This is a genomic window from Amycolatopsis regifaucium, assembly GCF_001613935.1.
GTDB lineage: Bacteria > Actinomycetota > Actinomycetes > Mycobacteriales > Pseudonocardiaceae > Amycolatopsis > Amycolatopsis regifaucium.
In genome coordinates, this window is the sequence record NZ_LQCI01000001.1 from 38,269 (window position 1) to 62,994 (window position 24,726).

A 24,726-nucleotide genomic window follows, 5' to 3' on the forward strand; every position below is an offset into this window, starting at 1 on the left:
CAGCCCACCCCTTCCCGGCAGTCTCACGCCGGACACGTCTGCCCCGTCCCGTCGATCGCCACTCACGTGCCCTCGCGCGCCGCGGCCCGCCGGGCCCGGTGGTTGGCCACGTTCACGCGGTTCCCGCACAAGCCCGGCATGCAGTACCGGCGCCGCCCCGGTCGCGTGGTGTCGATGAACGCGCCTCGGCAAGTGGGCGCGCCGCAGGCTCGGAACCGGTCGACACCGAGAGCTCGTACGACGCCGAGGATGCCCACGCCGCAGGCCAGCGAGAGTGCGTCGGCGACGGTCGCGCCCGGCCGGAGTGAAGCGGTCCAACGGGGTGGCGTGTGGTCGGCGAGCAGTGTGATGGCGCCGACGGAAGCCGTAAGCGCGGAGGCGGCGACGAGACGGTCAGGCGCGGGATGGTCGATCAGCTCTCGCACCGTCGTGCGCAGCTCGTGGACCGCACGCAGGTCGGCGACCCGGGCACGGCGGGCGAGCGCGGTCAGTGAATCAGATCCGTGAAGCTCGGTGAAGGTGACGAGAGACGCCAGGTCCGGCAGATGGTCTTCGCCGTGCCAGACCGCCGCGGCGGTGTTGACCAGCTCCGTAGCGAGGCCCGCCGCCCAGACGTAATCGTCCAACGCTACTTGCATCCCTTACCGGCCTCTCGTATGTTCACGGTTAACAGGTACTTTAACCCTTACCGGGAGGTCGGGTCCGTGGAGATCGACGCTTTGGTGTTCGACGTGCTCGGCACGCTCGTCGACGAGCCCGCCGGGATCCGCGCCGGTATCCGTGAGGTCGTACCGGACGCGGATGCCGACGGGTTGCTCAAGCTCTGGCAGGACCATGTCGAGCGCGAGCAACAGCGCATCGTCGAAGGCGGCAGGCCTTACGTGGCCAGCGACGTTCTCGACCACGAAGCCGCTCAGCTCGTCGCCGCCGCCTGTGATCGTGAGCCCGGCGAGTTCGCGACGGCCGGACGACGGCTCCCGGCCTGGCCCGACACGGTGGCCGGGCTCGCCAGGCTCGCCGAGCGATTTCCGTTGATCGGACTCTCCAACGCCGGCCGTGCCTCCCTGCTCCGCATCAACGCCCACGCGGGCCTGCGCTGGCACCAGGCGCTCTCCGCCGAGGACGCGCGGACCTACAAGCCGGACCCGGCCGTCTACGAGCTGGCCGTCAAGGTGAGCGGCACATCCCCGGAGCGCTTGCTGATGGTCGCCGCACACGCGTGGGACCTGAGAGGAGCGCAGGCCGCCGGTCTGCGGACCGCTTACCTCTCCAGGCCCGTCGGGGACCCGCCGTCACCTTCGGACCGCTTCGACCTCCATGCCGGGGATCTGGCCGACCTGGCCGACCGGCTCGGGAGGTCGTGAGACAGAACTGTCGGTGCCTCCCGCTAGGTTCTTCCCAGTCCCCACCGAGGCACCCCCGCAAGGAGAAGATGCGTTGTCAGACTGGGAAAGAGCGAGCACGGCCCGGGTGTTGCCACCCGCCCGTCCGCGCAAGCTCGCCAAGGTCCCGTTCGTCGAACTGGCCGACGGACGGGTGCAGGGCGTGGTGTCCAGCGGTTCGGACATCGGGCGTGTGTACGTCTCGTCGGTCGCGGCGGGAACGTATGAATTCGCCTGCAGTACCAACAACAATCGGCCCTGCGGCGGGGCGAGGGGCATGTTCTGCAATCACATCCTCGCCTTGCTCAACGAAGCCGCTCTTCAGTACGGCGCCGAGCGGGTCGCGCGGTATCTGCGGGTGGAGGTCGCGGCCGACGAGCTGACGGCTCAGGCCATCTCGCAGGCCATGAGCGCCACCGGACCGGCGCAGGGCGACAGTGCCGCCGCGTCCGTGTTCAGCCAGTTCCTGCGGCATCTGGCGTACCTGGAATTCGAACCGTCGACGGCACCGGTGCCGGAGCTGCAGTGGTTCCCCCAGACCAGGACGGTGGTCTGATGAGGATCGATCTGCTCACCGACCCGATCGCCGGGCTCGACGAGGCTTTGGCGGTGGTCGACGCCTTCGATCACGTACTCGTGGGCGGTCTGCTCCGGCCACAGAGAAGCGCCGGACTGACCGATCTGGCCGACGCCGTCGCGGGGTCGCCACTGGCCGTGCGCGTCGCCGAGGCGGCCGGGAAGACGGCGGCCGGCGCGGCGGGGGAGGAGCACTTCGTTTCCCTTGCCGCGGCGAGGATCGCGGTGTTCGGCTCGGTGCACGACGCACTCGCGCACCGGCTGGCCGAGGCGACCGGGCGGCCGCCCGGCGAGGAGCCCGCACCGGATGCCGCGTCGGCCGAGTCGCCGAATCTGCTGGCCGCTGCCCGATCGTGGCTTTCCGACCTGGCCCGCGCCGGCTGGCAGGGCATCGACCACGACCTCGTTTCGGCCTCCGCGCCGGTGATTTCCGCGCTGCTCGCGGAACCCGGCCTGCGCCGGTTGGCGGTCCTGCTCGACGGTTTCGCGGCGGAACTCGCCGCGTCCTGTCCGGGTTCGGCGCTGGAGCGGGTCCCGGTCCGGCGCTGGGGTGATCTCTGGTCACGCGGGATGCTGCTGACCGTGCCCGGAGTGGCGGCGACACCCGCGATCGGCACGGTCACGGGCCGCCTTCTGCCGCTCGGCGTCGACCTGCTCGAACACGCGACGGCGGCGCAGGCGCAGGTTCACGCGGTGTTCGAACCGGAGGACGGCGGCGCGCCGCGGCTTGTGCGCGCGAGTGTGACGGCGCCGAAGCCGGACACGATCATCGGCGCCGGGATCTGGCAGCTGCTGCGCCCGCGGCTGTCGCTGCTCGCGGCGGTCAGCGAGGGCCGCTCGATGGACCTGGTCGACATGCCGGTCACCGCGGAGGGCGACCTTCTCTGGCAGGACGAGCACGCTCGCATCAGTGAGCCCGCGGACGCCTTCGCCACCGCGCGAGTCGCCCTGGCCACCGCCACCACACCGGCGGCCGTGCCCTTGAACCGGCATCCGGCGCGAATCGCCGTCCCCGTCTTCCTGGAGGGTTACGGCATCGAAGGTGACGAAGACGCACTCGCGTTCACCTTCGCCGGGAATCACCTCGCCGTCGACACCGATCGCGTCCCCGTCGCCGGTCCGCTCACCCCGAAGGCGGTCGCGAACTCCAGCGCGTGTCTCGGCCTGCTCCGATGGGACGACGGTGGTTTCCGGCTCCAGCCGTTCGCCGTCGAAACCACCGTGCGCAAGAAGACCACCGCCGTGCACGCCGGAGCGTGGGCCGGGGGCACGACGGACAAGGCCGGGCTGAAAGCCGAGAAGGCGGCCACGGACGCCGCGGCCGTACTGCGCGAACGCGCCGGAAGGCTGCTGCGGAAATGACCGACGCTGAAGACAACCGCCGCCAGGTCTTGTACTGGCGCCTGCTCGCCCGGCTTTTCGACACCGACGAGCAGGCCACGCTCGAATCGGCGAGCGTGGCCGTGGTCGAGGACATCGGCCTCCCGGCCGCGGTGCTGGACCCGAACGTCGCCGTCGACTCGATCGTCCAGCGTCATCCGGAGCTGGCCGCCGAATTCGACGGGCTGATGGTCCCCGAAGCCGAGGACGGCCGGGACAAGGCCGCGGAAGTACGGCGTGCGGCGCTGGTGTCGAAGGTGCTGCTCAACGTCTTCGCCCAGGCGCCCAGCACGGTGACGGCCGGGCAGCTGTCGGCCTGGCAGGCCGACGCGGGCTGGTTCGAGCGTGCGCTGGGATGCCGTCCGGGTGAGCTGCGGGGCGGTCGTCCCGGGGGAGCGCCGACCGGGCTCGGGGGCACCGGCGGGGGCGGAGCACCCGATCTGAGCACGCTGCTCCCGGGGATCGGGCCGGAACTCGGCGCCATCGAGGCGGACCTCGTCAAGCGGATGCATCTGCGTGAGGTGCTCGCCGATCCCGCGCTCGCGGCGAAGCTCAGTCCGAGTATGTCGCTCATCGAGCAGTTGCTGCGGGACAAGGACAATCTGTCCGGAGTGGCGCTGGCCAACGCCAAGTCGCTGATCCGCCGCTACGTCGACGAGATCGCGGAGGTCCTGCGCACCCAGGTCGAGAAGGCTTCGACAGGCAAGGTGGATCGGTCGGTTCCACCGAAGCGCGTGTTCCGCAACCTCGACCTCGATCGGACGATCTGGAAGAACCTCACCAACTGGAGCCCGGAAGAGGAGCGGCTCTACGTCGATCGCCTCTACTACAAGCAGACCGCGAAGAAGACGACGCCTCAGCGGCTCATCGCGGTCGTCGACCAGTCCGGCTCCATGGTCGACTCGATGGTCAACTGCGCGGTACTGGCCTCGATCTTCGCCGGACTGCCCAAAGTGGACGTTCACCTGATCGCCTACGACACCCAGGCACTCGACCTCACCCCGTGGGTGCACGATCCGTTCGAAACCCTGCTGCGTACCAATCTCGGTGGCGGCAACGACGGCATGGTCGCGATGGCGCTGACCCAGCCGAAGATCGCCGAGCCCGCCAACACCGTGGTGGTGTGGATCTCCGACTTCTACGAGACCCGCGTCGAGCAGCTCTTCGAGAGCATGGCCGCGATCCACCGGTCCGGGGCGAAGTTCATCCCGGTCGGCTCGGTCACCAGCGCCGGTCGCGGCAGCGTCAACCCGTGGTTCCGTGAGCGCTTCAAGGACCTCGGCACGCCGGTGATCTCCGGCCACATCACCAAGCTCGTCCACGAACTCAAAACCTTCCTCACCTCCTGACCTCCTGAACTTCCCGAAAGGCACGACATGTCCGACGTCCTGCGCGCCCCCGCCGAACTCAAGTACGCCGAAGAGCTGGACTGGCTCGAATCGATCGATGACAACCCCAAGCCGTTCGCCTGGCGCCTGTCCCCGAAGATGGTGCGCCTGTTCGTCCTCGGCGCCGAGCGCGCCGACGGCCTCGATCGCGAGATCTCGCAGAAGTGGTTCGGCGACCGCAGCATCGTCGAGCGGGCCATCGTCACCCTCGCCTCCGACCGGGGACTGCTGCTGATCGGCGATCCCGGCACCGGCAAGAGCTGGCTCGCCGAACTGCTGGCCGCCGCGATCTCGCGCAACTCCACGCTCGTGGTGCAGGGCACGGCGGGGACCACCGAGGACCACATCAAGTACTCGTGGAACGTGTCCATGGTCATCGCCAAGGGGCAATCGCGTGAGTCGATGATCCCCTCGCCGATCATGACCGCGATGGAGGCCGGATCGATCGGCCGCTTCGAGGAACTGACCCGGTCCACCAGCGACGTGCAGGACGCGCTGATCTCGATCCTGTCCGAGAAGTACATCTCGGTGCCGGAACTCGACAGTGACGGCATCGTCTTCGCCAAGCCCGGGTTCTCCGTGATCGCGACCGCCAACAGCCGCGACCGGGGCGTCAACGACCTGTCCTCCGCGCTCAAGCGCCGGTTCAACTTCGTCCGCATCCCGGTGGTGACGAACAAGAAGAGCGAGGCGGAGATCGTCCGCTTCCGCACCGAGGAACTCCTGCGCCGCCACCAGATCGAGCTGGACGTGCCGCCGACGCTGCTCGACGTGCTGCTGCGCAGCTTCGGCGACCTGCGCGCCGCGGCGGCGTCGGCGGGCAGTGACGATGAGAAGCTGGAGTCCGCGTTGTCCACCGCCGAACAGATCGGCGTCCTCGAAGACGCGGTACTGCACAGCAACTTCTTCGGGGAACGAGCCTTGACCGCCCGCACCCTCGCGTCTTCCCTCGTCGGTTCCCTCGCCCGTCGTGAGCCGGAGGATCTGGCGATCCTCAACAAGTACCTGCACGGCGTCGTCGAACCGCGCAGCAAGGACGAGGGCGGGGACTGGCCGGAGTTCCTCGACGGCGGCCGCGACGCGATCGCCACCCTGTCGTGAGCGGCGCCTTCGAGGCGTTGCGCGGCCAGTTACGGGAGGCCGCGGCCGCCTTCGCCGACGGACCAGGCGCGCTGGAGGGCATCCTGCTCGGGCTCGTCGACGACGTCGACCGCGCGGTGCGGGAGCCGTTGGAGATCTTCCCCGTCTGCCACCATTCCCCGGCTTCGGCCGTGGCGATGGCCCGGCGGCTGCGGGAGAAACAGCCGATGGTCGTCTACCTCGAACTGTGCGAGGACATGGCGCCGCTGCTGACCGAGCTGCGCAACTGCCGTCTTCCCGTGGCGGTGCAGGCTTTCGCGACGGACGTGAAGGGATTCCCCGCCGAGTGGGCGCCGCTGTCGGTGGTCGCGCCGATCACCGAGGCTTCGGCCGAGTACCAGGCGATCGCCTACGCGCTGGACACCCCGGGGGTCGAACTCGTCCTCGTCGACCGGTCCGCCGACCACGTGTTCCAGTGGGACGAGCGTGAGCAGCCCGCGGATCCGGACGCGCCACGCGCGGAGGAGGAAGCCGCGCTGCACGGTGACGCGGTCGGCGTCGAGATCGGCGATCTGCGGCCCCGGTTCGCCGAACTCGAAGAACACCTGCTGCGTCACGGGCGGGTGCGGCACTGGTCGGAGTGGTGGCATCAGTACGTCGAACTGCCGCTCGGCGACAGCGACCACGACACCTATCGCCAGGTCATGTTCCTGATCGGCAGCCTGTTCCGGCGGCTCGCTCCCGGAGACACCCACCGCGTCCGGGTGGACGAAGACCGCGAACGCTACATGTGGACCCGCATGCGCGAGCACCTCGCCGCTTCGGGCGCCGACCCCGCGGACTGCCTCTACGTCTGCGGCGCGTTCCACGCCGCCAGCCGGGTGGCGGAGTTCGGCATCGAGGGCACGGACGGGTTCGTGATCAGCCCGCGCAGCGCGAGCACCTGGCAGTACGGGCTGATCCCGTCGAGCCACGCGTCGATCGAGGCGCAATTCGGCCTGGCCGGGGGATCGGTCTCGATCGCGGCGACCGAATGGGCGAAGAACCTCAAGCGCACCCGGGTGAAGCAGTTCCAACTGGACGGGCAGGTGGGCGGGCCGAAGCGGAAGAAGGCCGCCGAGCTGCCCCAGCCCACCGCCGATCCGGTCTCCTCGGATCAGCTGACCGGATTCCTGCGGCGGCCGCCGGTCCTGGACAAACTGGACGAGGCCGAGCTGCTGGGCTGGTCGGTCGAGATCGTGCGAGCCGCACGCCGAAACGGATATCTGTCCTCGACCGCCGACGCCATCGCGGTGTTCGAGACGTCGATCCTGCTGGCGGGTCTGCGCGACCGGGCGAAGCCGACGCCGTACGACTTCCAGGACGCGGCGGTCACCTGCATCGAGAAGGACGTCGTACCCGGCAGGCGCGACGTGCGCCGTCTGGTCGAGATCATGATGGGCGGCGACCGGATCGGTCAGGTCGGCTATGACGCGCTTCCGCCGCTGGCGCGCGACGTGCACGACAGGCTCGCACCGCTGAACCTCAAGCTGCAGCAACGAGGTGTGCAGCGGGCGTTGCTCGACATCGCGGCGCGGCCGGAGCTTGAGCCCTGCTCGGATCTGCTGTGGATGCTGCGGTACCTGATGCCGCAGGGTGCGGCGCGGCCGATCATGGGGGAGCGGCGGCTCGGCGAACGGCCGATCCAGGAGTCGTGGGATCTGGCGCTGGGCACTCATCAGCGAGCCCTCATCGAACTGGGCTACGAGGGTGTCAGCATCGAACAGGTGCTGGAGCAACGGCTTCGGCGTGCCGCCTACCATCCGCAGGCCACCGCGGCGAAGGTGCTCGGAGCCGTCGAGGACGCGACACTCTATTTGCGCAGTGCCCGGTTGGCGGGGGAACTGGGCACCCGTGCCCTGGAGGTGCTGGCCACCGAACGCACCGTCGACGGCGCTCCCGAAGTGTTGCGGCGAGTGCGACGGCTGCTGGCGCACTACCGGACCAGTGAGCCGGTCTTGCCCCGGTGGATCGAGGAGTTCGTCAGGACGGGGTACGCGCACTACTGCACCCTGCTGCCCGCGGCCTTCGCCGACGAGGAGGCCGGAGTCGAGCAGGTCGCCGCGATGCTGGGCTTCCTGTTCAGCATGGAAGCGCTCGCCCTGTCACTGGGGTGCGACCGTACCCAGCTGGAACTGGCGATCACCGGGTCGCATCCGCAGGAGCCGTCGAAGGTGGCGCTGCTGTGGGCGGCCCAGGTCCAGCTCGGTCGGCTTTCGCGCGCGGAGTTGCGTGAGCGGTGTGCCGGGCTGCTGGCGAATCCGTTGGTACTGCCCGCTTATCCGCGCTATCTCAGCGGATTCGTCCACGCGCTGGAACCGGCGCCGGGGCTGGCCGACTTCGTCGTCGAGGCGGTGTCGAACGCCTTCGCCGAGCTGCCGGACAGGTTGCTGCTGCCGTGGTTGCCGACGTTGATCACCACACTGCGGTCCCGGGGCGCGGACCTCGTGCCGTTGCTCGTCCGTGAGGCCGGCCGGCTCTTTCCCGGCCGTCTCGCGGCACTCGATGAATGGGTTCCGCCGTGGAAGAACCCGCCGGAACCCGTTGCCTTGGCGGGGAAGACCGCCGGGACCGGGCTGGTGTTGCTGGCCGCGCATCCGGCGACCTGTGATGCCGTCGCCAACCTGCTGGGTTGCGACGGCGAGTGGGTCACTCCGGGGGCGACCCCGGCAGGCGCGGCGCTGGTCGCGCGGTACCCGGAGACCGCCGCGGCACTGGAGGAGGTGCTCACGGCCGTGTGACCGGAGCGGATGGTCACCGGCGCCCGCGCCGGGCGCCGGCGACCACCGATCGTCAGTCGGCCACCCAGCTGCCGTGGAAGCCCAGCGGCACGGGCCTCGGGAGGTGGACGCGGGCCAAGGGCTTCGCGGTGAAGTCCTGAGCCGAGAGGATCACGAGGTCCGAAGCGTTGCGGTCAGGGTTGTTCACGTAGGCAAGGGCGTAGCCGTCGTCCTCGGTCTTACCGCGGGCCGAGGGCACGAAGACAGCCTCGCTCGCGTCGGCACCGCGGCCGAATCGGTGCACCTGTGAACGTCCGGTGTTCAGGTCGTGCTTGATCAGGGCGTTGCCGAAGGAGCCGGCGGGCTTGTCGAGATAGACGTCGAACAGCTCACCGGGCGAGGCCGAGTAGCCGTATCGATGCCGTCGTGAGACCAGGCTTTCGTTGACCCGGGGGAACTCCTGGGGCCGGTCGTCGAGCACGCGGCGGTGGACGCGGCCACGTGCCAGGTCGATCACCCACCGCTCCAGCACCGGCGGGCCGGACGCCGAGGGGCCGCCGAAACCCTGCTTGCCCGCCACCTCGAACGGCGCCGGCATGGTGGTGAGGTCCACCACCACCGTGGAGCCCTGCTCGTAGGCGTTGAGCGTGTGGGAGTAGAACACCGGGTCCACGCCGAACCACCGGACCGGCCCGCCTTCACGCTTCATGACCCCGACCCGGGCCGGATGGCCGGGATTCCACCGGTAAGGCACCACTTTGCCCGGTCGCGGATCGAAGGTGACGGGCACGTCGAAGACGACCACGTAGTTCTTGGTGAGCCCGAAGTCGTGCATCATCGGGCTGTCGGTGACCGGGATCGGGGTGGTCCGCACCACGCGGCCGCTCCGGTCGACCAGCAGATGCCGCACGTGATCCCAGGTCGGGTGGTAGGTCACCGCGTGCAGTTCGTCGGCTTGGGCGTCGAACTTGGTGTGCGCCGTGTACGACCCCTCCAGTGAACCGCTGAAATCGAACGGCCCCAGTGTGTTCAGCTCGCCGTCGAGTTCGTATGGCGGGGCGCCGGACTCCTGCAGGGTGAGGATGCGGCCGTGGTGGCTGATCACATGGGTGTTCGGCGCGAAGTCCTCCGCGGGCACCGGCCACGGGTACCCTTCGCCGAGCTTCGCCGCGACACCGGACGACCGCACCCAGCGGTTGCGGTACCACTCGGCCTTCCCGTCGCGCAGCCGGACGCCGTGCACCATCCCCTCGCCCAGCATCCAGTGGTGTGCGCGCGGATCCTCGAGGCCAAGCACGTTCGGCCCGGTGCGCAGATACCGGCCGCAGAGGTCATCGGGAATGCGACCGGTGACCGGGAGGCCGAACGCGGTCACCTCCTCCCGTACCGGCGCGAACGCCCCTTCCAGGAACGGGTAGCGCTCCTTCGCCGCTTCGACCGCCGGACTTTGCGCTGCCGAGGCCGCGCCGACGTTGCCGTAGGTCGTGGCGACACCGCCGATGGCCAGCGCGGCCGCTCCTCGAAGCACGTTCCGCCTGCTCGGTTCGGTCATGGCGATCCCCCAAGATCGGGTATTAACTGTGTATGACATGAACAGTATATGCCTTTACCGGTTTTGAATGCAACAATGCCCCGGTGAACGAGGACAAGATCGACGCGCTGCCGCCGGGCACCGCGCTGGCCTGGGGGCAGGCCCCGGCACCCCGGCGTGGACCGAAGCCGGGTTACAGCCTTGAGCAGATCGTCGACGCGGCCATCGCGCAGGCCGACGCCGAGGGCTTCGCGGCACTGACCATGCCGTCGATCGCCAAACGCCTCGGCGTCACGGCCAACGCGCTCTACCGCTATCTGAGTTCGAAAGAGGAACTGCTCGTTCTGGTCGCCGAGGCGGCGTGGGGGCCGCCGCCCGAACCGCCGTCCGGTGATTGGCGTGCGGCGGTCACCGCCTGGGCCCACGCCCTCCTCGAACGCTGTCGCCGTCATCCGTGGCTGATCGAACTGCCGGTGCGCAGTGCGCCGACGACGCCGAATCTGCTGGGCTGGCTGGAGAACTTCCTCGACGGGATGGCGGATTCAGGGCTGAGTACCGGCGACGTGGTCGGTTGCGCGCTGCTCGTCGACGGCTGGGTGCGCAGTACCGCGGCCCTGCTGCGTGACGTGCACGCGAGCACTCCTGAGCGGGTCCAGGCGGTGAGTGAGTTCCTGCGTCCGCGCCTCGAGGAACGGGGCTATTCACGCGTCGCCGCCGTGGTCTCCGGCGAGGCTTACGGTGAAGACGGCGTCGAGGACGACGACGTCGAGTTCGGCCTCGGTCGCATCCTGGACGGCATCGAGGCGCTCATCGGCCGCCGGTGAACAGGCCGTCGAGCCGGTAGTCGACGATCTTCGTCGCCTGTTCGGTGGTGTAGGCGTCGACCAGGATCCCGGTGAGGAGCCCGGCGGACATGGTCGCGAGCGTGTCCGCTTCGAGCCCCGGGTCGAGGTGTGCCGGGACGGCGCCCTTCGCCTGTGCCCGGCGCAATAGTCCGGCGAGTGCCCGTACCAGGTGTGGGAGCAAGGCCTCTTGATCCGGTGCTTGGCCGCCCCGGGTGACATCGACGGCGAAGTAGGCGATCTGGACCGCGGCCAGCATGCGGCCGCGGCCGTCGGTGGGCAGGACGCCGGTCAGGTACGCCCGCACGATCGCGCGTTCGTCGCCGGTCTTCATCGCCTGCCCGATCCTCTCGCCGGCGATCTCCCCGGTCAATTCGACGATGCGCTGCCAGGCGAACCGCAGCATCTCCTCCTTGGTCGGGAAGTAGTACTGGACCAGATTCATCGAGATGCCCGCCTCCGCGGCCACCGCACGCAACGTGACCGCCTGCAGGCCTTGAGCGGCGGCGATCCGGAAGAGTGCTTCCGCGATCGCGCGCCTGCGCTCTTGGTGGTCCACACGTTTCGGCACGCGATCACTCTTTCACGTCGGCCGAACTGGCCGGGATCGGCCACCGGCTGTTATGGTGCAAGTGCACCATAAAACTGAGGAGGCGCGATGCTGGGGGAGTTTCCGGACGAGAAGACGGAAAAGCGGTTCTTCGCCGTCTACGACGACATCCTGCGGAGATGGCCGGTTCCGGCCGAGGAATGGGACATCGAGACCACGTTCGGCCCGACCAGGGTCCGGCGGTGCGGCGCCGAGCGGGGCACGCCGATCGTGCTCCTGCCGGGAGGGCGGGGTGCCTCGCTGTCGTGGTACCCGCATATCGCCGAACTGGCTCAGCGGCACCGGATCTACGCCGTCGACACGATCGGCGAACCGGGCCGGTCGGTGCAGACCGCTCCGCTCGAGAACTCCGAAGACTGCGCGGACTGGCTTTCGGAAGTACTCGACGGTGTCCTCGCCGGTTCCGGCCACGAGAAGGTCCACCTCGCCGGTGTTTCGCGCGGTGGCTGGCTTTCGCTCAATCTCGCCTCGCGGAACACCGAACGGATCGCCGGTGTCGTCACCTTCGAGGCGTCGGGGTTCGGGGTGATCGGCCGGAGCTTCATCTGGTGGAGCCTGGGTGAGATCTTCCGCTGGTTTCTGCCGAAATGGCTCCTCCGGCTGATCGCCTCCGGGGACCCGGAGGCGCGGCACATCCTGCGCCCCCTTCTCTTCGCCGCCCTCGAATACCGGGATCAGCTGCCCGAGATGCACCTGTTCGGCGACGACGAGCTGGCGTCGATCGAGGTGCCCACCCGGATCGTCGTCGCCGAACGCAGTGTCATCCACGATGCCCGGGAGGTGGCCGCGCGGCTCGAATCACTGAACCCGCACATTCGCGTCGAGGTCGTACCCAAGGCCACGCACGGGCTGTCGCTCGAGAGGCCGGAACTCGTCACCACCCGGATTCTGGAGGCGGCGCGGGAACGTCACGCCGACGCGGCGGATTGACCCGGCGCGGAGTCCGGCCATGACGGGGACCGGCCAAGCAGCGCCACGATCGTGTCCAAAGTAGACGTTCCGGCCGCCTTGACGGCCGGGCCGAAGGCGGCTCCCGGCGCGACCCGGTTCTTTCCGTCGGGAATCGACTCCGCGAGCTTCAGCGCGACGTCGAGTACCTCTTTGTCGAAGCCGACGGGCAGGTCCAGGGTCTTGGCCACATCCCAGGAATGCACCACGTAGTCGATGAAGTGGAACCCCAGGGCCTTGTCCGCGGCGAAGGTGAATTCGGTGGAGAACTCGGGGAGGGTGAACTCGCGATCCTCGAGGTCGTGGACGGCGAAGGCGCTCAGCACCCGCTTGACCGACGCGCGGTAGTCGGCGACGGGATCTTCGCCGAGCGGGATCGCGCGCCAGTGGGTGGGATTCGCACCGTCACCGTCGGCCGCGGCGGCGAAGCCGTAGTGCTGGGTGGCCATATGGGACAGGAGCCCGTGCAAGGTCCAGGAAGCGCACGGCGTCGTCCTGGTCAGGTCTTCGGGGGTGAGGTGCGCGACGAGGTCGAGACTCTTGCGGGTCGCGATGGCGTCGAGAAAGCGAAGCTCATTGGTGTGCATGGGCATATCATCTACATATGCATACGAGTTCGTCAACCGGCTTCGCGGGCCGGGTCGGTATGGTCTGCGCATGGCGGAGCAGCGGAGGCCGGATCTCGCGGCGATGCTCGGCGGGCTGATGCGACGGCTGATGGCGGCCGAGTCGCCGGTGCTGGCCGAGCACGGGTTGACCATGTGGGGCTACGTGGTGCTCAGTGCGCTCGACGACGGGCCTGTCCGCGCGCAGGCCGCGCTCGCGAAGGCGATCGGCGCGGACAAGACGCGGATCATCGGCACCCTCGACAAGCTTCAGGAGGACGGGCTGATCACCCGCGAGCCGGATCCGAACGACCGCCGGGTCCGGCTACTGGAGATCACCGAGGCGGGCCGTGTCGCGCGCCGGTCGGCTCAGGCGCGGATCCAGGAGCAGGAGGAGCGGCTGCTGGAACGGTTGCCCGCCGCTGACCGCGAGGCGTTCCTCCGCGCCGCGCGCGTGCTGTCCGAAGCGTCCGGCGAGGCACTGACCGAACGCTGATCGGGTGCGGGCATGCTGAGAGGACAGACCGCGGAAAGGGGAGCCATGCCGCCACTCGTCGTGCACGGCCTGTGGTCCCCACGCCGGGGGATCCTGCTGTGGGGTGAGCACGGTGACCGGCCCGCGACGACGTCGATGCGGCCGTCGAGTTCGGCCCGGCCGCATCCGTTCGCGGCGTCGGTGGCGGATCTGACCGCACTGCATCCCGGCAAGCCGGCGTCGGCCACCCTGCTGTTGCCGTCGCGACGTGGTGGCCCGGTCGCCTCGCCCGAACTGGGTGCGCGCGGCCGTCCTCAGGGGGAACTGTCGCTGGAGCCCTGGTCGGTGCCCGCGCTCCTGATCGATCCGTCCGAATTGGACGATCCGGTCGAGTCGGTCCGCTACGGCGCCTCTGTCCGGCATCTTCGTGCCATCGCCCGGTTCGCGGACGATCTCGTGCGCCGCGGCCGGGTGCTGCCCACCCTCGCGCGGACCGAGCTCGTGGCGCGGGCGCGGTGGCGGCCGGTGGCCAGAGGCGGCGACGCGGTCACGCTCCGGGCGCTGATCGCGGCCACCCCGCCGGTCGGCCGGGCCGAACACACCGAACCGGATCCGGCGGCGCTCGTCACCGACGCGCTCCACAGCCTGGTCGACGCCGCCGTGCGCGATCGGCTGGCCGCCGCCGGTCACGCCACGGAAAGCGACGGGCGCGAAGGACCTTTCGGATCGTGGCTCCACGCGCTGAAGAGCGCCGACGACCGGATCAGCCAAGCGCCGGGACGGATGGGGATCGTCGCCGAGGGGATCGCGGCGTGGGACGCGGTCACCGACACCGATCTGACCGAGGGCACCGTCTGCATCCGGCTCGACGAGGTGCCCACCCTGTATGGCCCGGTGGACGACCCCGACGACCAGACCGGCGACGGAACCAAGTGGCAGCTGCGGTTCCTCCTGCGCTCCACTGCCGATTCGAGCCTTCTCATCCCGGCCGAGGACGTCTGGTCGGGCAAGGCGGGCGCGCGGTTCACCGACCCCGAAGGGCTTTTCGCCGCCGAGCTGGGGCGTGCCGCGGGGGTACTGCCGCTGCTCGCTCCGGCGGTCGAAGCCGGGAAACCGGGTGTCCACGACCTCACCGTCGCCGAAACCGTCGAATTCCTGGACGGTGGCGCGGAGCGGCTGGTCGCGGCCGGTTTCGACGTCGAGCTCCCGGCGAGCTGGGGTGGCAGGCGCAAGCTCGCCCTGAAGCTGTCCGTCCGCGGCGCGCCCGTCGACCAGGCCGCCGTGTACCGGCTCGGCCGTCATCAGCTCGCTTCGTACCGCTGGTCGCTCGCCGTCGGGGAGGACGCCCTGACGGACGAGGAACTGGCCGGGCTCGCCGCCGCGAAGTCGTCCCTGGTGCGGTTGCGCGGCCGGTGGGTGAGCGTCGACCCCGAACTGCTGCGCGCCGGTCTCGAGTATCTGCGCCGCGACCCCGACCGCGAGAAGCCCCCGCTGCCCAGCCCGGCGGAGCTGCTCGCCCTGCTCCACGGGTTCGATGACACGCCACTGCCGGTCACCGAGGTGACGACCGACGGCTGGATCGACGACTTCCTCGCCGGCCGGGTCCACCGCGTCATCGAACCGGTCGAGCCACCGCCGACCTTCCTGGCGACCCTGCGGCCGTACCAGGAACGAGGCGTCGCCTGGCTCTCGTTCATGGCGTCGATCGGGCTCGGTGCCTGTCTCGCCGACGACATGGGTCTCGGCAAGACCGTCCAGCTTCTCGCCCTCGAAGCGATCGAGCGCACGCGCGCCGAGTGCGGACCGACCCTGCTGGTCTGCCCGATGTCCTTGCTCGGGACGTGGCAGCGGGAGGCGGCCAAGTTCGCCCCCGATCTCCGGGTGACCATCCATCACGGGGCCGCGCGGGACCACGGCGCCCGGCTGGCCGCGCGTGTCGCGGCCGCCGATCTCGTCGTCACCACCTATTCGACCGCCGCCAGGGACGTCGACGAACTGGCGGGCGCCCGGTGGCATCGCCTGGTGCTCGACGAGGCGCAGGCGGTCAAGAACCAGAACACCGGTCCGGCGCAGGCGTTGCGCCGGATCCCGGCCGAGCACCGGGTCGCACTGACCGGCACGCCGGTGGAGAACCGGCTCGCCGATCTGTGGTCGCTTTCGGATCTGCTCAACCCCGGCGTGCTCGGTGGGCGGCAAGAATTCCGCGAGCGGTTCGAGATACCCATCGAACGACGGGGCGACCTGGCCGCCGCCGGCGAACTGCGCCGGCTCACCCGGCCTTTCCTGTTGCGCCGTCTCAAAAGCGACCCCACCGTGCTCGTGGATCTGCCCGAGAAGATCGAGATCGTCCAGGAATACCGCCTCACCCGCGAGCAGGTGACGCTCTACCGCGCGACCGTGGACGAGATGATGACCAAGATCACCGACAGCGCCGGGGTCAAACGGCGCGGCAACATCCTCGCCGCGATCACCAAACTCAAGCAGATCTGCAACCACCCCGCGCATCTGCTGCACGACGGCTCACCGCTGGAAAACCGCTCCGGGAAGGTCAACCGGCTCGAAGAACTCCTCGCCGAGATCCTCGATTCGGGGGACCGCGCGCTGTGCTTCACGCAGTACGCCGAGTTCGGGCATCTGCTCGTGCCGCATCTGTCGAGCAGGCTGAACGCGAAGATCGCGTTCTTGCACGGTGGGTTGTCCCAGCAGCGCCGGGACTCGATCGTCGAGCATTTCCAGTCCGGCACCGGACCGCCGATCCTGCTGGCGTCGCTGAAGACCGGGGGAGCGGGGCTGACCCTCACCGCCGCCACCCACGTCCTGCATCTGGATCGCTGGTGGAATCCGGCGGTCGAGGAGCAGGCCACCGACCGCGCCTTCCGCATCGGTCAGCGGCGGAGCGTCCAGGTGCGGAAGTTCGTCTGCCCCGGCACCATCGAGGAACGGATCGACGCCGTCATCACCAAGAAGGAGTCGCTGGCCGGAATGGTCGTCACCGATGGCGAAGACTGGCTCACCGGGCTGTCCACCGACTCGCTGAGGGAAGTCTTCGCGCTGGGACGGGAGGCGGCCGATGACTGACCGATTCCGGCGCACCCTGGACGAACTCGGCGTCCACAAAGGACTTGTACCGCCCTGTCGGGTCGACAGCCTGGCGGTCGGGCCCGGCGCCGCGGTCGCCCAGGTGCGTGTGACGCGACAACGGTGCTACGAGGTCCGCATCGGACTTCCGACGTTCGGCAAACAGGTGTGGACAGCCGTGACCGCGGCCGTCGTCGAGGACGAGGTCACGACGACGGCCCTGCTCGACGGCCGGGTTCCGGACGACATCGAACGCTTCTTCGCCGCGGAGCAGGTGCCCCTGTTCCCGGAAACGAGGGAGTTGTCGCTGGACTGCACGTGCCCCGGTACGAAGGTCCCGTGCGATCACCTCGTCGCGGGCCTGATCGCCTTGGTGGAGGAGACCGACGGCGATCCGTTCGCGATGTTCGCCCTCCGCGGGCGTGACCGGACCACCCTGCTCGAAGAGATCGGGCGACAGGCGGGCGCCAGGATCACGGCGCCGCCCACCGACGCGGAGGCACCTGGCCTCGCCGAGGTCATGGACGACTTCTTCGGCTGGGGCCCGGCGGGTGACATCACGCGGTCGGCCAAACGACAGCCACCGGCCGGCGCCGCGCTGGGACTGCTCGGTGAGGTGCCGCCGCTCGCGGCCACGGTCGACGGAACCTCGGTCACCGAACTGCTCCGGCCGCTCTACCGGGCGCTCACCGGTCAGGAGTGAAGAACCGCTGTTCCGCGTTCCCGAGATCTGCGAAGTAGGAATCGACCAGAGCGTCGTCCACTTCGGACAGTGTCGCCGGGGACCAGCGCGGTGCGCGGTCCTTGTCGATGATCTGCGCCCGGATCCCCTCGGTGAATTCGGCCGAGGCGAGCGCGCGGTGCGAGACGCGGTATTCCTGTGCCAGCACGGTCTCCAAGTCGGGCAACGCCGCCGCGGTCCGGAGCGCGCGCAAGGTCACCTTCAAGGCGGTGGGTGACTTCGCTTCGATCTCCTTGGCGACGGTGGCCGCCGCGTCGCCTCCGGCGTGGAGCCGGGAGAGGATCTCCTCGACCGTGTCCGCCGCGTAACAGCGGTCGATCCACTCCGCGTCGGCGGCCAGTTCACTCGGCGGCGCCGGTTCGGCGACCAGTTCCAGCGCGGTGTCCGGCGAGTGCGACGCGAGCGCGTCGAGCAGCTCGGGAATCCGTTCACTGCGCAGGAAGTGGTCGGCGAGTCCACAGTGGATCGCGTCGGGTCCGCTGATCGACCCCGCGGTGAGGGCGATATGCGTGCCGAGCTGTCCTGGGGTACGGGACAGCAGGTACGTGCCGCCGACATCGGGGACGAAACCGATGCCGACCTCGGGCATGGCGACGCGGGAGCGTTCGGTGACGATCCGGTGGCTGCCGTGCGCGGAGACGCCGACCCCGCCGCCCATGACGAGACCGTCCATGAGCGCCAGGTACGGCTTGGGGTAGCGCGAGATCAGCGCGTTCAAGCGATATTCGTCGGCCCAGAACCGCAGTGAGGCGGAACCGCCGCCGCGGGCGTCTTCGTAGATGGCGCGGATGTCGCCGCCCGCGCAGAGCCCGCGTTCGCCGGCGCCGTCGATCAGCACGGCGTGGACCGCGGGATCGGAGCGCCAAGCCTCGAGCCGCTCGGCGATGGCGCGGACCATGTCGTGGTTCAGCGAGTTGAGCGCGCGCGGCCGGTTCAGCGTGATCCGGCCGATTCCACCGTGGACGAAGAACAGCACGTCGTTCATGAAGCCTCCTGTGGACATCCTAAAGTGGGACGTCCGACCAACCGGAGGTGGGCGGTACACAGCCGACCGCGGCGGAACTGGCCGACGACCGGTGGAACGCGCGGTGCGCAACGCCATCGCCCACGTCGACCGGTTCCTGGCCACGGAGCCGAACGCGCTGCTGGTCCCGCCACTGACCGGAGACCGGGTGGCGCGGCGGGAACGGTTGTTCGCCGAGCGGGTCCGGCCGGCGCTCGTCACCTATCGCGAGACGCTGGCCCGCGACATCGCCGGAGGCGGCCGCCCTGACGAGCGGCCGGGCCTTCGACATCCGGGACTTCCACGACGTCGTGCTCGGCGGTAGCCGGATCGTCTTCCGTGCCGAGCACGCGACGCCGGGGAGCCGCCCGGCGCCGCGTGCGCTGCCTCAGTCGCGCTTGGCCAGCGTCGCGACCTCCGCGTCCGACAGCGGCCGGTCGTAGAGCCGGACGTCGTCGACCGCGCCGCGCAGGAAGTCCACCTGCTGACCGCCGTACTGGCCACGGCCGATCACCGTGTGGCCGGTGCTCCGTGCGGCGGAGCAGGCGTTCTGCGAGGCGACCTTCTTGCCGTCGACGTAGAGCGACAACGTGCCCGCTTTGGCGTCGCGGACCCCGGTCAGGTGGTACCAGCGGCCGACTTCCGGCTTCTCCGGCGAAAGGGCGCGGAGACCGACGAAGCTCATCGCCCACCGCTGGTCCTGCCCGGAGTACTGCAGGAAGAACGCGCTGTCACGGCCGGTGTCCTGGCTGACGACGGTCTGGAACGCGCCGCTGGCTTCGTCCAGCTTCGCCCACGCCGAGACCGAGTAGCTGCCTGCCGTGTCGACGAGGTTGGTCCCGGTGTCGGCCTGCCCGTTGCCCGCGAAGGCCAGTGCGCCACCCTCGACACCGCCGGCCCACTGCGCGTTGGTCAGCGTGGCGTGCGCGGTGCCGACCGAGTCCGCGGCACGGGAGCCGGTGCCTTCGTCGAACTTGTAGGCGTGCACACCGGTGAGTCCCGGGGTGCCGGGGCCCGGGTCCGGAGCGCCGGAACCACTGCCGTCGGCATTGCGGATGATCGCCTGGTTGACCGCGCGCACCTGCGCGAAGTCCATCTTCTTCACCTGCCTGTCGTAAGTGAAGAAGCCGTTGACCTCGTGTTCCACGTCGGTGATCTGCGTGTAGATCGAGCCGCTGATGCCACAGCTCTGCGCCGACGCGAGTACGTCACGCTGGTTCTGGACGTAGCGGCTGTTCAAGGTCGCCTGGTCCTTCACCATCTCGTAGGCGTGGCCTTCGCCGAACCACATGTGGTCCCTGACCTCGAGACCGTAGCCGCCGTGTTCACCGTCGATCGAGATCCGCTTGCCATCGGGCATCGGCTTCGCGGGTCCCGGGTAGGCGTGCCAGTCGATGACGTCACCCTTGCCGGAGTCGCCGAGGGAGTCGCAGCAGTTGACCCCGCTGTGCGCGTTGACCAGCCGCGTCGGGTCCTGTGCCTTGACGTCGTCGGCGATCCGCCCGGTGGTGTCGCGCGACCACTCGCCCCAGCCCTCGTTGAACGGCACGTATCCGACGATCGAGGTCCAGTTCTTCTTCTGCTCCACCAGTTCCTTCAGCTCGACCTCGAACTGCTTCTGCGCGTCGGCGGGCGGACGGCCGCCGGTGCGCATCGACGGCATGTCCTGCCAGACGAGCAGGCCGAGCTTGTCGGCGTGGTGGTACCAGCGGTCGGGTTCGGTCTTGATGTGCTTGCGGACGGTGTTGAACCCGAGCACCTTGTGCTGTTCGAGGTCGAAGCGCAGCGCCTGGTCGGTCGGTGCGGTGTAGATGCCGTCCGGCCAGTAGCCCTGGTCCAATGTGGACTGCAGGAAGAGGATCTTGCCGTTGAGGGTGAAGCGGAGTTTGCCGTCGGCGCCCTTCGTGGTGCCGAATTCGCGCATGCCGAAGTAGGACGACACCTTGTCGACGGTGCGGCGCCCGTCCTTCAGTTCGACGTCGAGGTCGTAGAGGAAGGGCGAGTCCGGCGTCCAGAGCTTCGCGTTGGGCACCGGCACCGAGATCGTCGCCGAACTGGAAGCCTTGCTGCGGCTGACCACCCGATGGCCGTCGCGGACCACGGTTTCGACGGTCAGGCCGGGGCTCCCGCCGGTGTCGACGGTGAGCTTGAGCGTGGCGGATCCGAGGTCGGGAACCATATCGAGCGTGCCGATGTGCTGGGCCGCGACCGGCTCCATCCACACCGTCTGCCAGATGCCGGAGGCACCCTCGTAGAAGATGCCACGGTCGGGGACCAGACGCTGCTTGCCGACGGGCTGCCAGGTGGCGTCGGCGCGGTCCTCGACACCGACGATGATCTCTTGCTCTCCCTTGGGTTTCAGCGCCGAGGTGACGTCCGCGGAGAACGCGCCGTAGCCGCCCTGGTGCGAGGCCACCTCCTTGCCGTTGACGTAGACCTTCGCCTTGTAGTCGACGGCGCCGAAGTTGATCCGGAGGGTGTTGTCCTTGCCCACGTTCCAGTTCCTCGGCACCGTGAACGTGCGGCGGTACCACATGTAGTCCTCATGCCGCTGGATACCGGAGAGCGCCGATTCGGTGGGGTAGGGGACCAGGATCTTCTCGGCGAGCCGTTCGCCGAACGGCGGGATCTCGCCGGGAGCTGCACCGGCGAACTCCCAGAGCCCGTTGAGGTTCTGCCAGTGCTCACGCACCAGTTGCGGCCGGGGGTATTCGGGCAGCGCGTTGGAAGGCGACACCTGGTTGGTCCACGGCGTGGTCAGGCGTGGCTTGCCCATCTTCCAGCCGCTCTCCGCGGCCGTCGCGGAGCCAGGCGCCAGCGACAGGGCCGTGATGGCGGCGACCGCGACGGTCAGGGTCTTGCGGAAACGGGCGGAACTTCGGGACTTACCTCGGGGGCGATGAGGTGACAACGTTGACAACATCTGCTCGACACCCTTCTCCGGGGACGGCCACCTCGGCGGAGGTGCGCCTCCCGCTGGACCTGTGCAGGCGTGGAATCACGGCGCCGTGGCCGAGGGGAACCGGCGTGAGGCAGGCCACGGTAAGTCGCCAGGAACTTTTTACATCGTTGATACAACGTTGTAAAGCGTCGAATGGCTCGAATCGGCCGCGGGTACCGGCCATGGCGTTGTTCCGCGCTCGGGCGGCGGGGAAAGCGGTCTAAGGCTTGACCAGGCGACTCACCCGGAAGACCGCAGCAGGTACCGCTGCAGTTTCCCGCTCGCGTTACGCGGCAACGCTTCGATGAACCGGACGCGCCGCGGGTACTTGTACGGCGCCGCGTTCGCCTTCGCGTACTCCTGCAAAGCACGGGCGACGCCGGGACCTGACGTGACCCCGGACCGGAGCACGACGAACGCGGTCACCACCGAACCCCGGTCCGGGTCCGGCGTCCCGACCACCGCGCACTCCTCAACGTCGGGATGTGTGAGGAGGACTTCCTCGACCTCGGGGGCGGCGATGTTGTATCCCGACGAGATGATCATGTCGTCACTTCGGGCGACGAACCTGAAGTAGCCGTCGGCGTCGCGGACGTAGGTGTCGCCCGTGATGTTCCAGCCGTCGCGCACGTAGTCGCGCTGGCGCGGGTCTTCCAGGTAGCGGCAGCCGGTGGGGCCGCGCACCGCGAGGAAGCCGGGCGTGCCGTCCGGAACGGGCACGCCGTCGATGTCCAGGACGGCGGCCTGGTAGCCGGGCACCACCTTCCCGGTCGCGCCGGGCAGGGCGGCCTCGTCCGCGGCGGAGATGAAGACGTGCAGCATCTCGGTGCTGCCGAGCCCGTCGATGAGCGGCCGTCCGACGATCTCCCGGAACTGCTCGGCCACCGGAGCGGGCAGCGATTCGCCCGCCGAGACCGCCCGGCGCACTCCGGCCAGCAGCCGTCCGTCGCCGGAGTTGAGGATCGCCCGGTACGCGGTCGGGGCGGTGAACAGGACCGTGACGCCTTTGTCGGCGACGATGGCGGCGAGTTCCGCCGGCGTCGCGCGTTCGACCAGAAGCGCCGCCGCTCCCGCGCGCAACGGGAAGACCAGCAGCCCGCCCAGGCCGAAAGTGAAGGCCAGCGGCGGTGTGCCGCCGAAGAGGTCGTCGGCCCTCGGGCGTACGACGTGCCGCGAGAACGTGTCGGCGACCGCGAGCAGGTCGCGATGGAAGTGCATCGTCGCCTTCGGCGATCCCGTCGTACCGGAGGTGAAGGCGAGCAACGCGACGTCGTCCGCCGCGGTCTGGACGTCGGTGAACGTCGACGGATGCCGTTCCGCCCGGGCGGCGAGGTCCGTTCCGTAGGACACGACCGGTAGTTCGGGCGGGAGTTCGCCGAGCAGGCGTTCGTCGCAGATGGCGAGCGTGGGTTCCGCGCGGCCGGCGATCTTGTCGAGCTCGTTCCGCCGGAGCATCGGCATCGTCGTGACGGCCACCGCGCCCGCCTTGAGCACGGCCAGCCAGCACGCCGCGAGCCACGGTGTGTTGGTGCCGCGCAACAGGACCCGGTTCCCCGGCACCACGCCGAAGTCGGTGACCAGGACGTGGGCGATGCCGTTGGCGCGGGCGAGAACCTCGCCGTAGGTCCAGGTATCGGTCGGCGACAGCAGGCAGGCCCTGCCCGGGCCGAAGCGTGCCACGGTGTCGTCGAGCAAGGCGGTCGCGGCGTTCAGCCGGTCGGGATAGCGCAGTTCGGGGAGGTCGAACACCAGCCGGGGCCACTGGTCGGCGGGCGGCAGCCGATCACGGCAGAACGGGTCGGCATGCGCGCTGGGAGAAAGCCTCATCGTCGCCACTCCTCGGTCCGGCCTGCCCCCTTCCGCGAAGGTAGCATTTGTTACGACCGTCGAGAAGGCGCAATGAAAGTGTCTCCCCGCGCCGGAGGTCTGAGCGGAGGCCGTCAGGCGACGACGTCGGTCACGGCGCGGCGCAGGGTGGCGCGGACGGTCTCGGCGTCGTCGAGGTTCCCGCCGTGCAGCGCCCCGTCACGAAGGAGGACGAGGGTGCGGGCGGCGTGCTCGGGGTCGGCATGGCCCGCGTCCCGCGCCAGGTCACGAAGCGCGCCGAAGAACCACTCCCGGTGGTCGTCGATGACCCGGCGGACCTGGTGTTCGGGGTCGGGGTATTCGGCGGCGGCGTTGAGGAACGGGCAGCCGCGGAAGTCGTCGTCGAGGGTCCGGTCGCCGATGATGCCCAGTGCGGCGAGCAGCGCTTCACGCGCGGGCTTCCCACGGGTCGCCGCGCCGACGCCCTCGCGGATCCGCTCGCTCGTGGTGCTCAGGTAGGCGGCGACGAGATCGTCCTTGGTGGGGTAGTGGCGGTAGAACGTCGCCCTGGTGACGGCCGCCTCGGAGACCAGGCGTTCCACTCCGACGGCGTGGATTCCTTCGGCGTAGAACAGCCGTGACGCGGTCTCGAGCAGCCGGATCTTCGGGTGTGTTCCCCGGTCGGCGGTCGGCATCCCCCGATCTTAGAGAAAGAACGGTCATTCCGCCACGTTGGCTACGTCACCTTGCGGAAGGCGGCCGGGGCGAGCATTGTTCAGGGAGAAAGACCGATCGTTCTCCCTAGCTCTGAAGGAGCACTCATGAGCACCCAGAAGCCCACCATCGTCCTGGTCCACGGTGCTTTCGCCGACTCGTCCAGCTGGAACGGCGTGGTTTCGAAGCTGCGGGAGGAGGGCTATCCGGTGCTGGCGGCGCCGAACCCGCTGCGCGGAATCGAGTCCGACGCGGACTACGTCTCCGATTTCGTCAACGGCGTGTCCGGTCCGGTGGTACTGGCCGGGCATTCCTACGGCGGCGTGGTGATCAGCCGCGCGGCGGCCACCGCGCCGAACGTGAAGGCGCTCGTCTACATCGCCGCCTTCCAGCCGGAGGCGGGGGAGAGCGTGTTCGAGCTGTCCGGCCGGTTCGAGGGAAGCAAGCTCGGCCCGGACACCACGAACGTCCTCGCGGCCCAGGGTGAGCTGTCGATCAAGCCCGAGAACTTCTCGGACGTGTTCGCGGCCGACGTCCCCGAGGAGACCGCCGACGTCATGGCGGTCACCCAGCGTCCGGTCACCGAGCGCGCGCTGGCCACGCCGTTCGACGGCGAGCCCGCGTGGAAGACCCTGCCGTCCTGGGCGCTGATCGCCGAGCGGGACCACGCGATCCCCGCCGCCGCGCAGGCGTTCATGAGCGAGCGCGCCGGTTCGGAGGTCAGCCGGGTCGACGCCTCGCACGCGGTTTCGGTTTCGCGGCCGGACGTCGTCGCCGAGGTCATCCTCGCCGCGGCCGCCAAGGTCGCCTGACCTCGGTCGCTTGACAGGTGAATCCTCCCCGGAGAGACTGCAAAAACGTTTTTG

At 69.4% G+C, this 24,726-nt stretch carries 21 protein-coding genes; 13 read left to right on the forward strand and 8 right to left on the reverse strand.

The genetic code is table 11. From position 1 onward, the window contains the following. Positions 1–62: 62 nt before the first annotated feature. Positions 63–626 (reverse strand): CGNR zinc finger domain-containing protein, encoded by a 564-nt coding sequence (locus AVL48_RS00175; RefSeq protein WP_244162441.1) that lies wholly within the window; start codon positions 624–626, stop codon positions 63–65. Positions 627–704: 78 nt separating this feature from the next. Between AVL48_RS00175 and AVL48_RS00180 the strand changes: the two genes are divergently transcribed. From AVL48_RS00180 to AVL48_RS00205, 6 genes are all read left to right on the forward strand, one after another. Further along, positions 705–1,364: a haloacid dehalogenase type II gene (locus tag AVL48_RS00180; protein ID WP_208616228.1), complete on the forward strand. Its 660-nt coding sequence runs from the start codon at positions 705–707 to the stop codon at positions 1,362–1,364. A gap of 73 nt (positions 1,365–1,437) precedes the next feature. Continuing rightward, positions 1,438–1,938, forward strand: a complete 501-nt coding sequence (locus tag AVL48_RS00185; protein ID WP_061983062.1) for a hypothetical protein — start codon at positions 1,438–1,440, stop codon at positions 1,936–1,938. Then, positions 1,938–3,320, forward strand: a complete 1,383-nt coding sequence (locus AVL48_RS00190) for a hypothetical protein (RefSeq protein WP_244162440.1) — start codon at positions 1,938–1,940, stop codon at positions 3,318–3,320. The genes AVL48_RS00185 and AVL48_RS00190 overlap by 1 nt, the downstream gene beginning before the upstream one ends. Further along, positions 3,317–4,687, forward strand: coding sequence for a VWA domain-containing protein (locus tag AVL48_RS00195; RefSeq protein ID WP_061983060.1), 1,371 nt, complete (start codon positions 3,317–3,319; stop codon positions 4,685–4,687). The genes AVL48_RS00190 and AVL48_RS00195 overlap by 4 nt, the downstream gene beginning before the upstream one ends. Positions 4,688–4,714: 27 nt before the next feature. Next, positions 4,715–5,827, forward strand: a complete 1,113-nt coding sequence (locus tag AVL48_RS00200; protein WP_061983059.1) for an ATP-binding protein — start codon at positions 4,715–4,717, stop codon at positions 5,825–5,827. Beyond that, a complete protein-coding gene (locus AVL48_RS00205; protein ID WP_061983058.1) occupies positions 5,824–8,586 on the forward strand; it encodes a DUF5682 family protein in 2,763 nt (920 codons plus the stop codon). The genes AVL48_RS00200 and AVL48_RS00205 overlap by 4 nt, the downstream gene beginning before the upstream one ends. A gap of 52 nt (positions 8,587–8,638) precedes the next feature. On the opposite strand, the gene AVL48_RS00210 is transcribed toward AVL48_RS00205, so the two are convergent. Continuing rightward, complete coding sequence (locus tag AVL48_RS00210; RefSeq protein ID WP_061983057.1) at positions 8,639–10,117, reverse strand: carotenoid oxygenase family protein; 1,479 nt, start codon at positions 10,115–10,117, stop codon at positions 8,639–8,641. Positions 10,118–10,200: 83 nt separating this feature from the next. Here AVL48_RS00210 and AVL48_RS00215 point away from each other — a divergent pair, with 83 nt between their 5' ends. Continuing rightward, positions 10,201–10,920, forward strand: coding sequence for a TetR/AcrR family transcriptional regulator (locus tag AVL48_RS00215; RefSeq protein WP_061983056.1), 720 nt, complete (start codon positions 10,201–10,203; stop codon positions 10,918–10,920). Here the strand turns inward: AVL48_RS00215 and AVL48_RS00220 are convergent. Further along, entirely contained in the window at positions 10,904–11,509 is a 606-nt protein-coding gene (locus tag AVL48_RS00220; RefSeq protein WP_061983055.1) for a TetR/AcrR family transcriptional regulator, read from the reverse strand. The two genes, AVL48_RS00215 and AVL48_RS00220, sit on opposite strands and share 17 nt — an antisense overlap. Positions 11,510–11,596: 87 nt before the next feature. Here AVL48_RS00220 and AVL48_RS00225 point away from each other — a divergent pair, with 87 nt between their 5' ends. Then, entirely contained in the window at positions 11,597–12,478 is an 882-nt protein-coding gene (locus tag AVL48_RS00225; protein ID WP_061983054.1) for an alpha/beta fold hydrolase, read from the forward strand. Here AVL48_RS00225 and AVL48_RS00230 read toward each other — a convergent pair. Further along, positions 12,457–13,083, reverse strand: a complete 627-nt coding sequence (locus AVL48_RS00230) for a TIGR03086 family metal-binding protein (RefSeq protein WP_061983053.1) — start codon at positions 13,081–13,083, stop codon at positions 12,457–12,459. The genes AVL48_RS00225 and AVL48_RS00230 overlap by 22 nt on opposite strands. A gap of 70 nt (positions 13,084–13,153) precedes the next feature. On the opposite strand from AVL48_RS00230, the gene AVL48_RS00235 reads away from it, so the two are divergent. Genes AVL48_RS00235 through AVL48_RS00245 form a run of 3 tightly spaced genes read left to right on the forward strand, consistent with a single transcriptional unit; the run spans position 13,154 to position 17,357 of the window. Then, positions 13,154–13,597, forward strand: coding sequence for a MarR family winged helix-turn-helix transcriptional regulator (locus AVL48_RS00235; RefSeq protein WP_061983052.1), 444 nt, complete (start codon positions 13,154–13,156; stop codon positions 13,595–13,597). A gap of 45 nt (positions 13,598–13,642) precedes the next feature. Then, positions 13,643–16,654, forward strand: a complete 3,012-nt coding sequence (locus AVL48_RS00240; protein ID WP_061983051.1) for a DEAD/DEAH box helicase — start codon at positions 13,643–13,645, stop codon at positions 16,652–16,654. After that, positions 16,647–17,357: an SWIM zinc finger family protein gene (locus AVL48_RS00245; RefSeq protein ID WP_061983050.1), complete on the forward strand. Its 711-nt coding sequence runs from the start codon at positions 16,647–16,649 to the stop codon at positions 17,355–17,357. The genes AVL48_RS00240 and AVL48_RS00245 overlap by 8 nt, the downstream gene beginning before the upstream one ends. On the opposite strand, the gene AVL48_RS00250 is transcribed toward AVL48_RS00245, so the two are convergent. Continuing rightward, positions 17,341–18,381: an enoyl-CoA hydratase/isomerase family protein gene (locus tag AVL48_RS00250; protein ID WP_061983049.1), complete on the reverse strand. Its 1,041-nt coding sequence runs from the start codon at positions 18,379–18,381 to the stop codon at positions 17,341–17,343. The two genes, AVL48_RS00245 and AVL48_RS00250, sit on opposite strands and share 17 nt — an antisense overlap. Before the next feature lie 103 nt (positions 18,382–18,484). On the opposite strand from AVL48_RS00250, the gene AVL48_RS00255 reads away from it, so the two are divergent. Then, the gene (locus AVL48_RS00255; protein WP_244162439.1) at positions 18,485–18,724 is read left to right on the forward strand and encodes a hypothetical protein; all 240 of its coding nucleotides are present in this window, start codon (positions 18,485–18,487) and stop codon (positions 18,722–18,724) included. Between the two features lie 63 nt (positions 18,725–18,787). On the opposite strand, the gene AVL48_RS00260 is transcribed toward AVL48_RS00255, so the two are convergent. From AVL48_RS00260 to AVL48_RS00270, 3 genes are all read right to left on the reverse strand, one after another. Further along, on the reverse strand, positions 18,788–21,322 hold the full coding sequence (locus tag AVL48_RS00260) for a LamG-like jellyroll fold domain-containing protein (RefSeq protein WP_425266098.1): 2,535 nt from the start codon (positions 21,320–21,322) through the stop codon (positions 18,788–18,790). Positions 21,323–21,580: 258 nt separating this feature from the next. Continuing rightward, entirely contained in the window at positions 21,581–23,167 is a 1,587-nt protein-coding gene (locus tag AVL48_RS00265) for an AMP-binding protein (protein ID WP_061983107.1), read from the reverse strand. Positions 23,168–23,280: 113 nt separating this feature from the next. After that, positions 23,281–23,841: a TetR/AcrR family transcriptional regulator gene (locus AVL48_RS00270; RefSeq protein ID WP_061983047.1), complete on the reverse strand. Its 561-nt coding sequence runs from the start codon at positions 23,839–23,841 to the stop codon at positions 23,281–23,283. 126 nt (positions 23,842–23,967) lie between these two features. On the opposite strand from AVL48_RS00270, the gene AVL48_RS00275 reads away from it, so the two are divergent. Further along, a complete protein-coding gene (locus tag AVL48_RS00275; protein WP_061983046.1) occupies positions 23,968–24,672 on the forward strand; it encodes an alpha/beta fold hydrolase in 705 nt (234 codons plus the stop codon). Positions 24,673–24,726 lie beyond the last annotated feature (54 nt).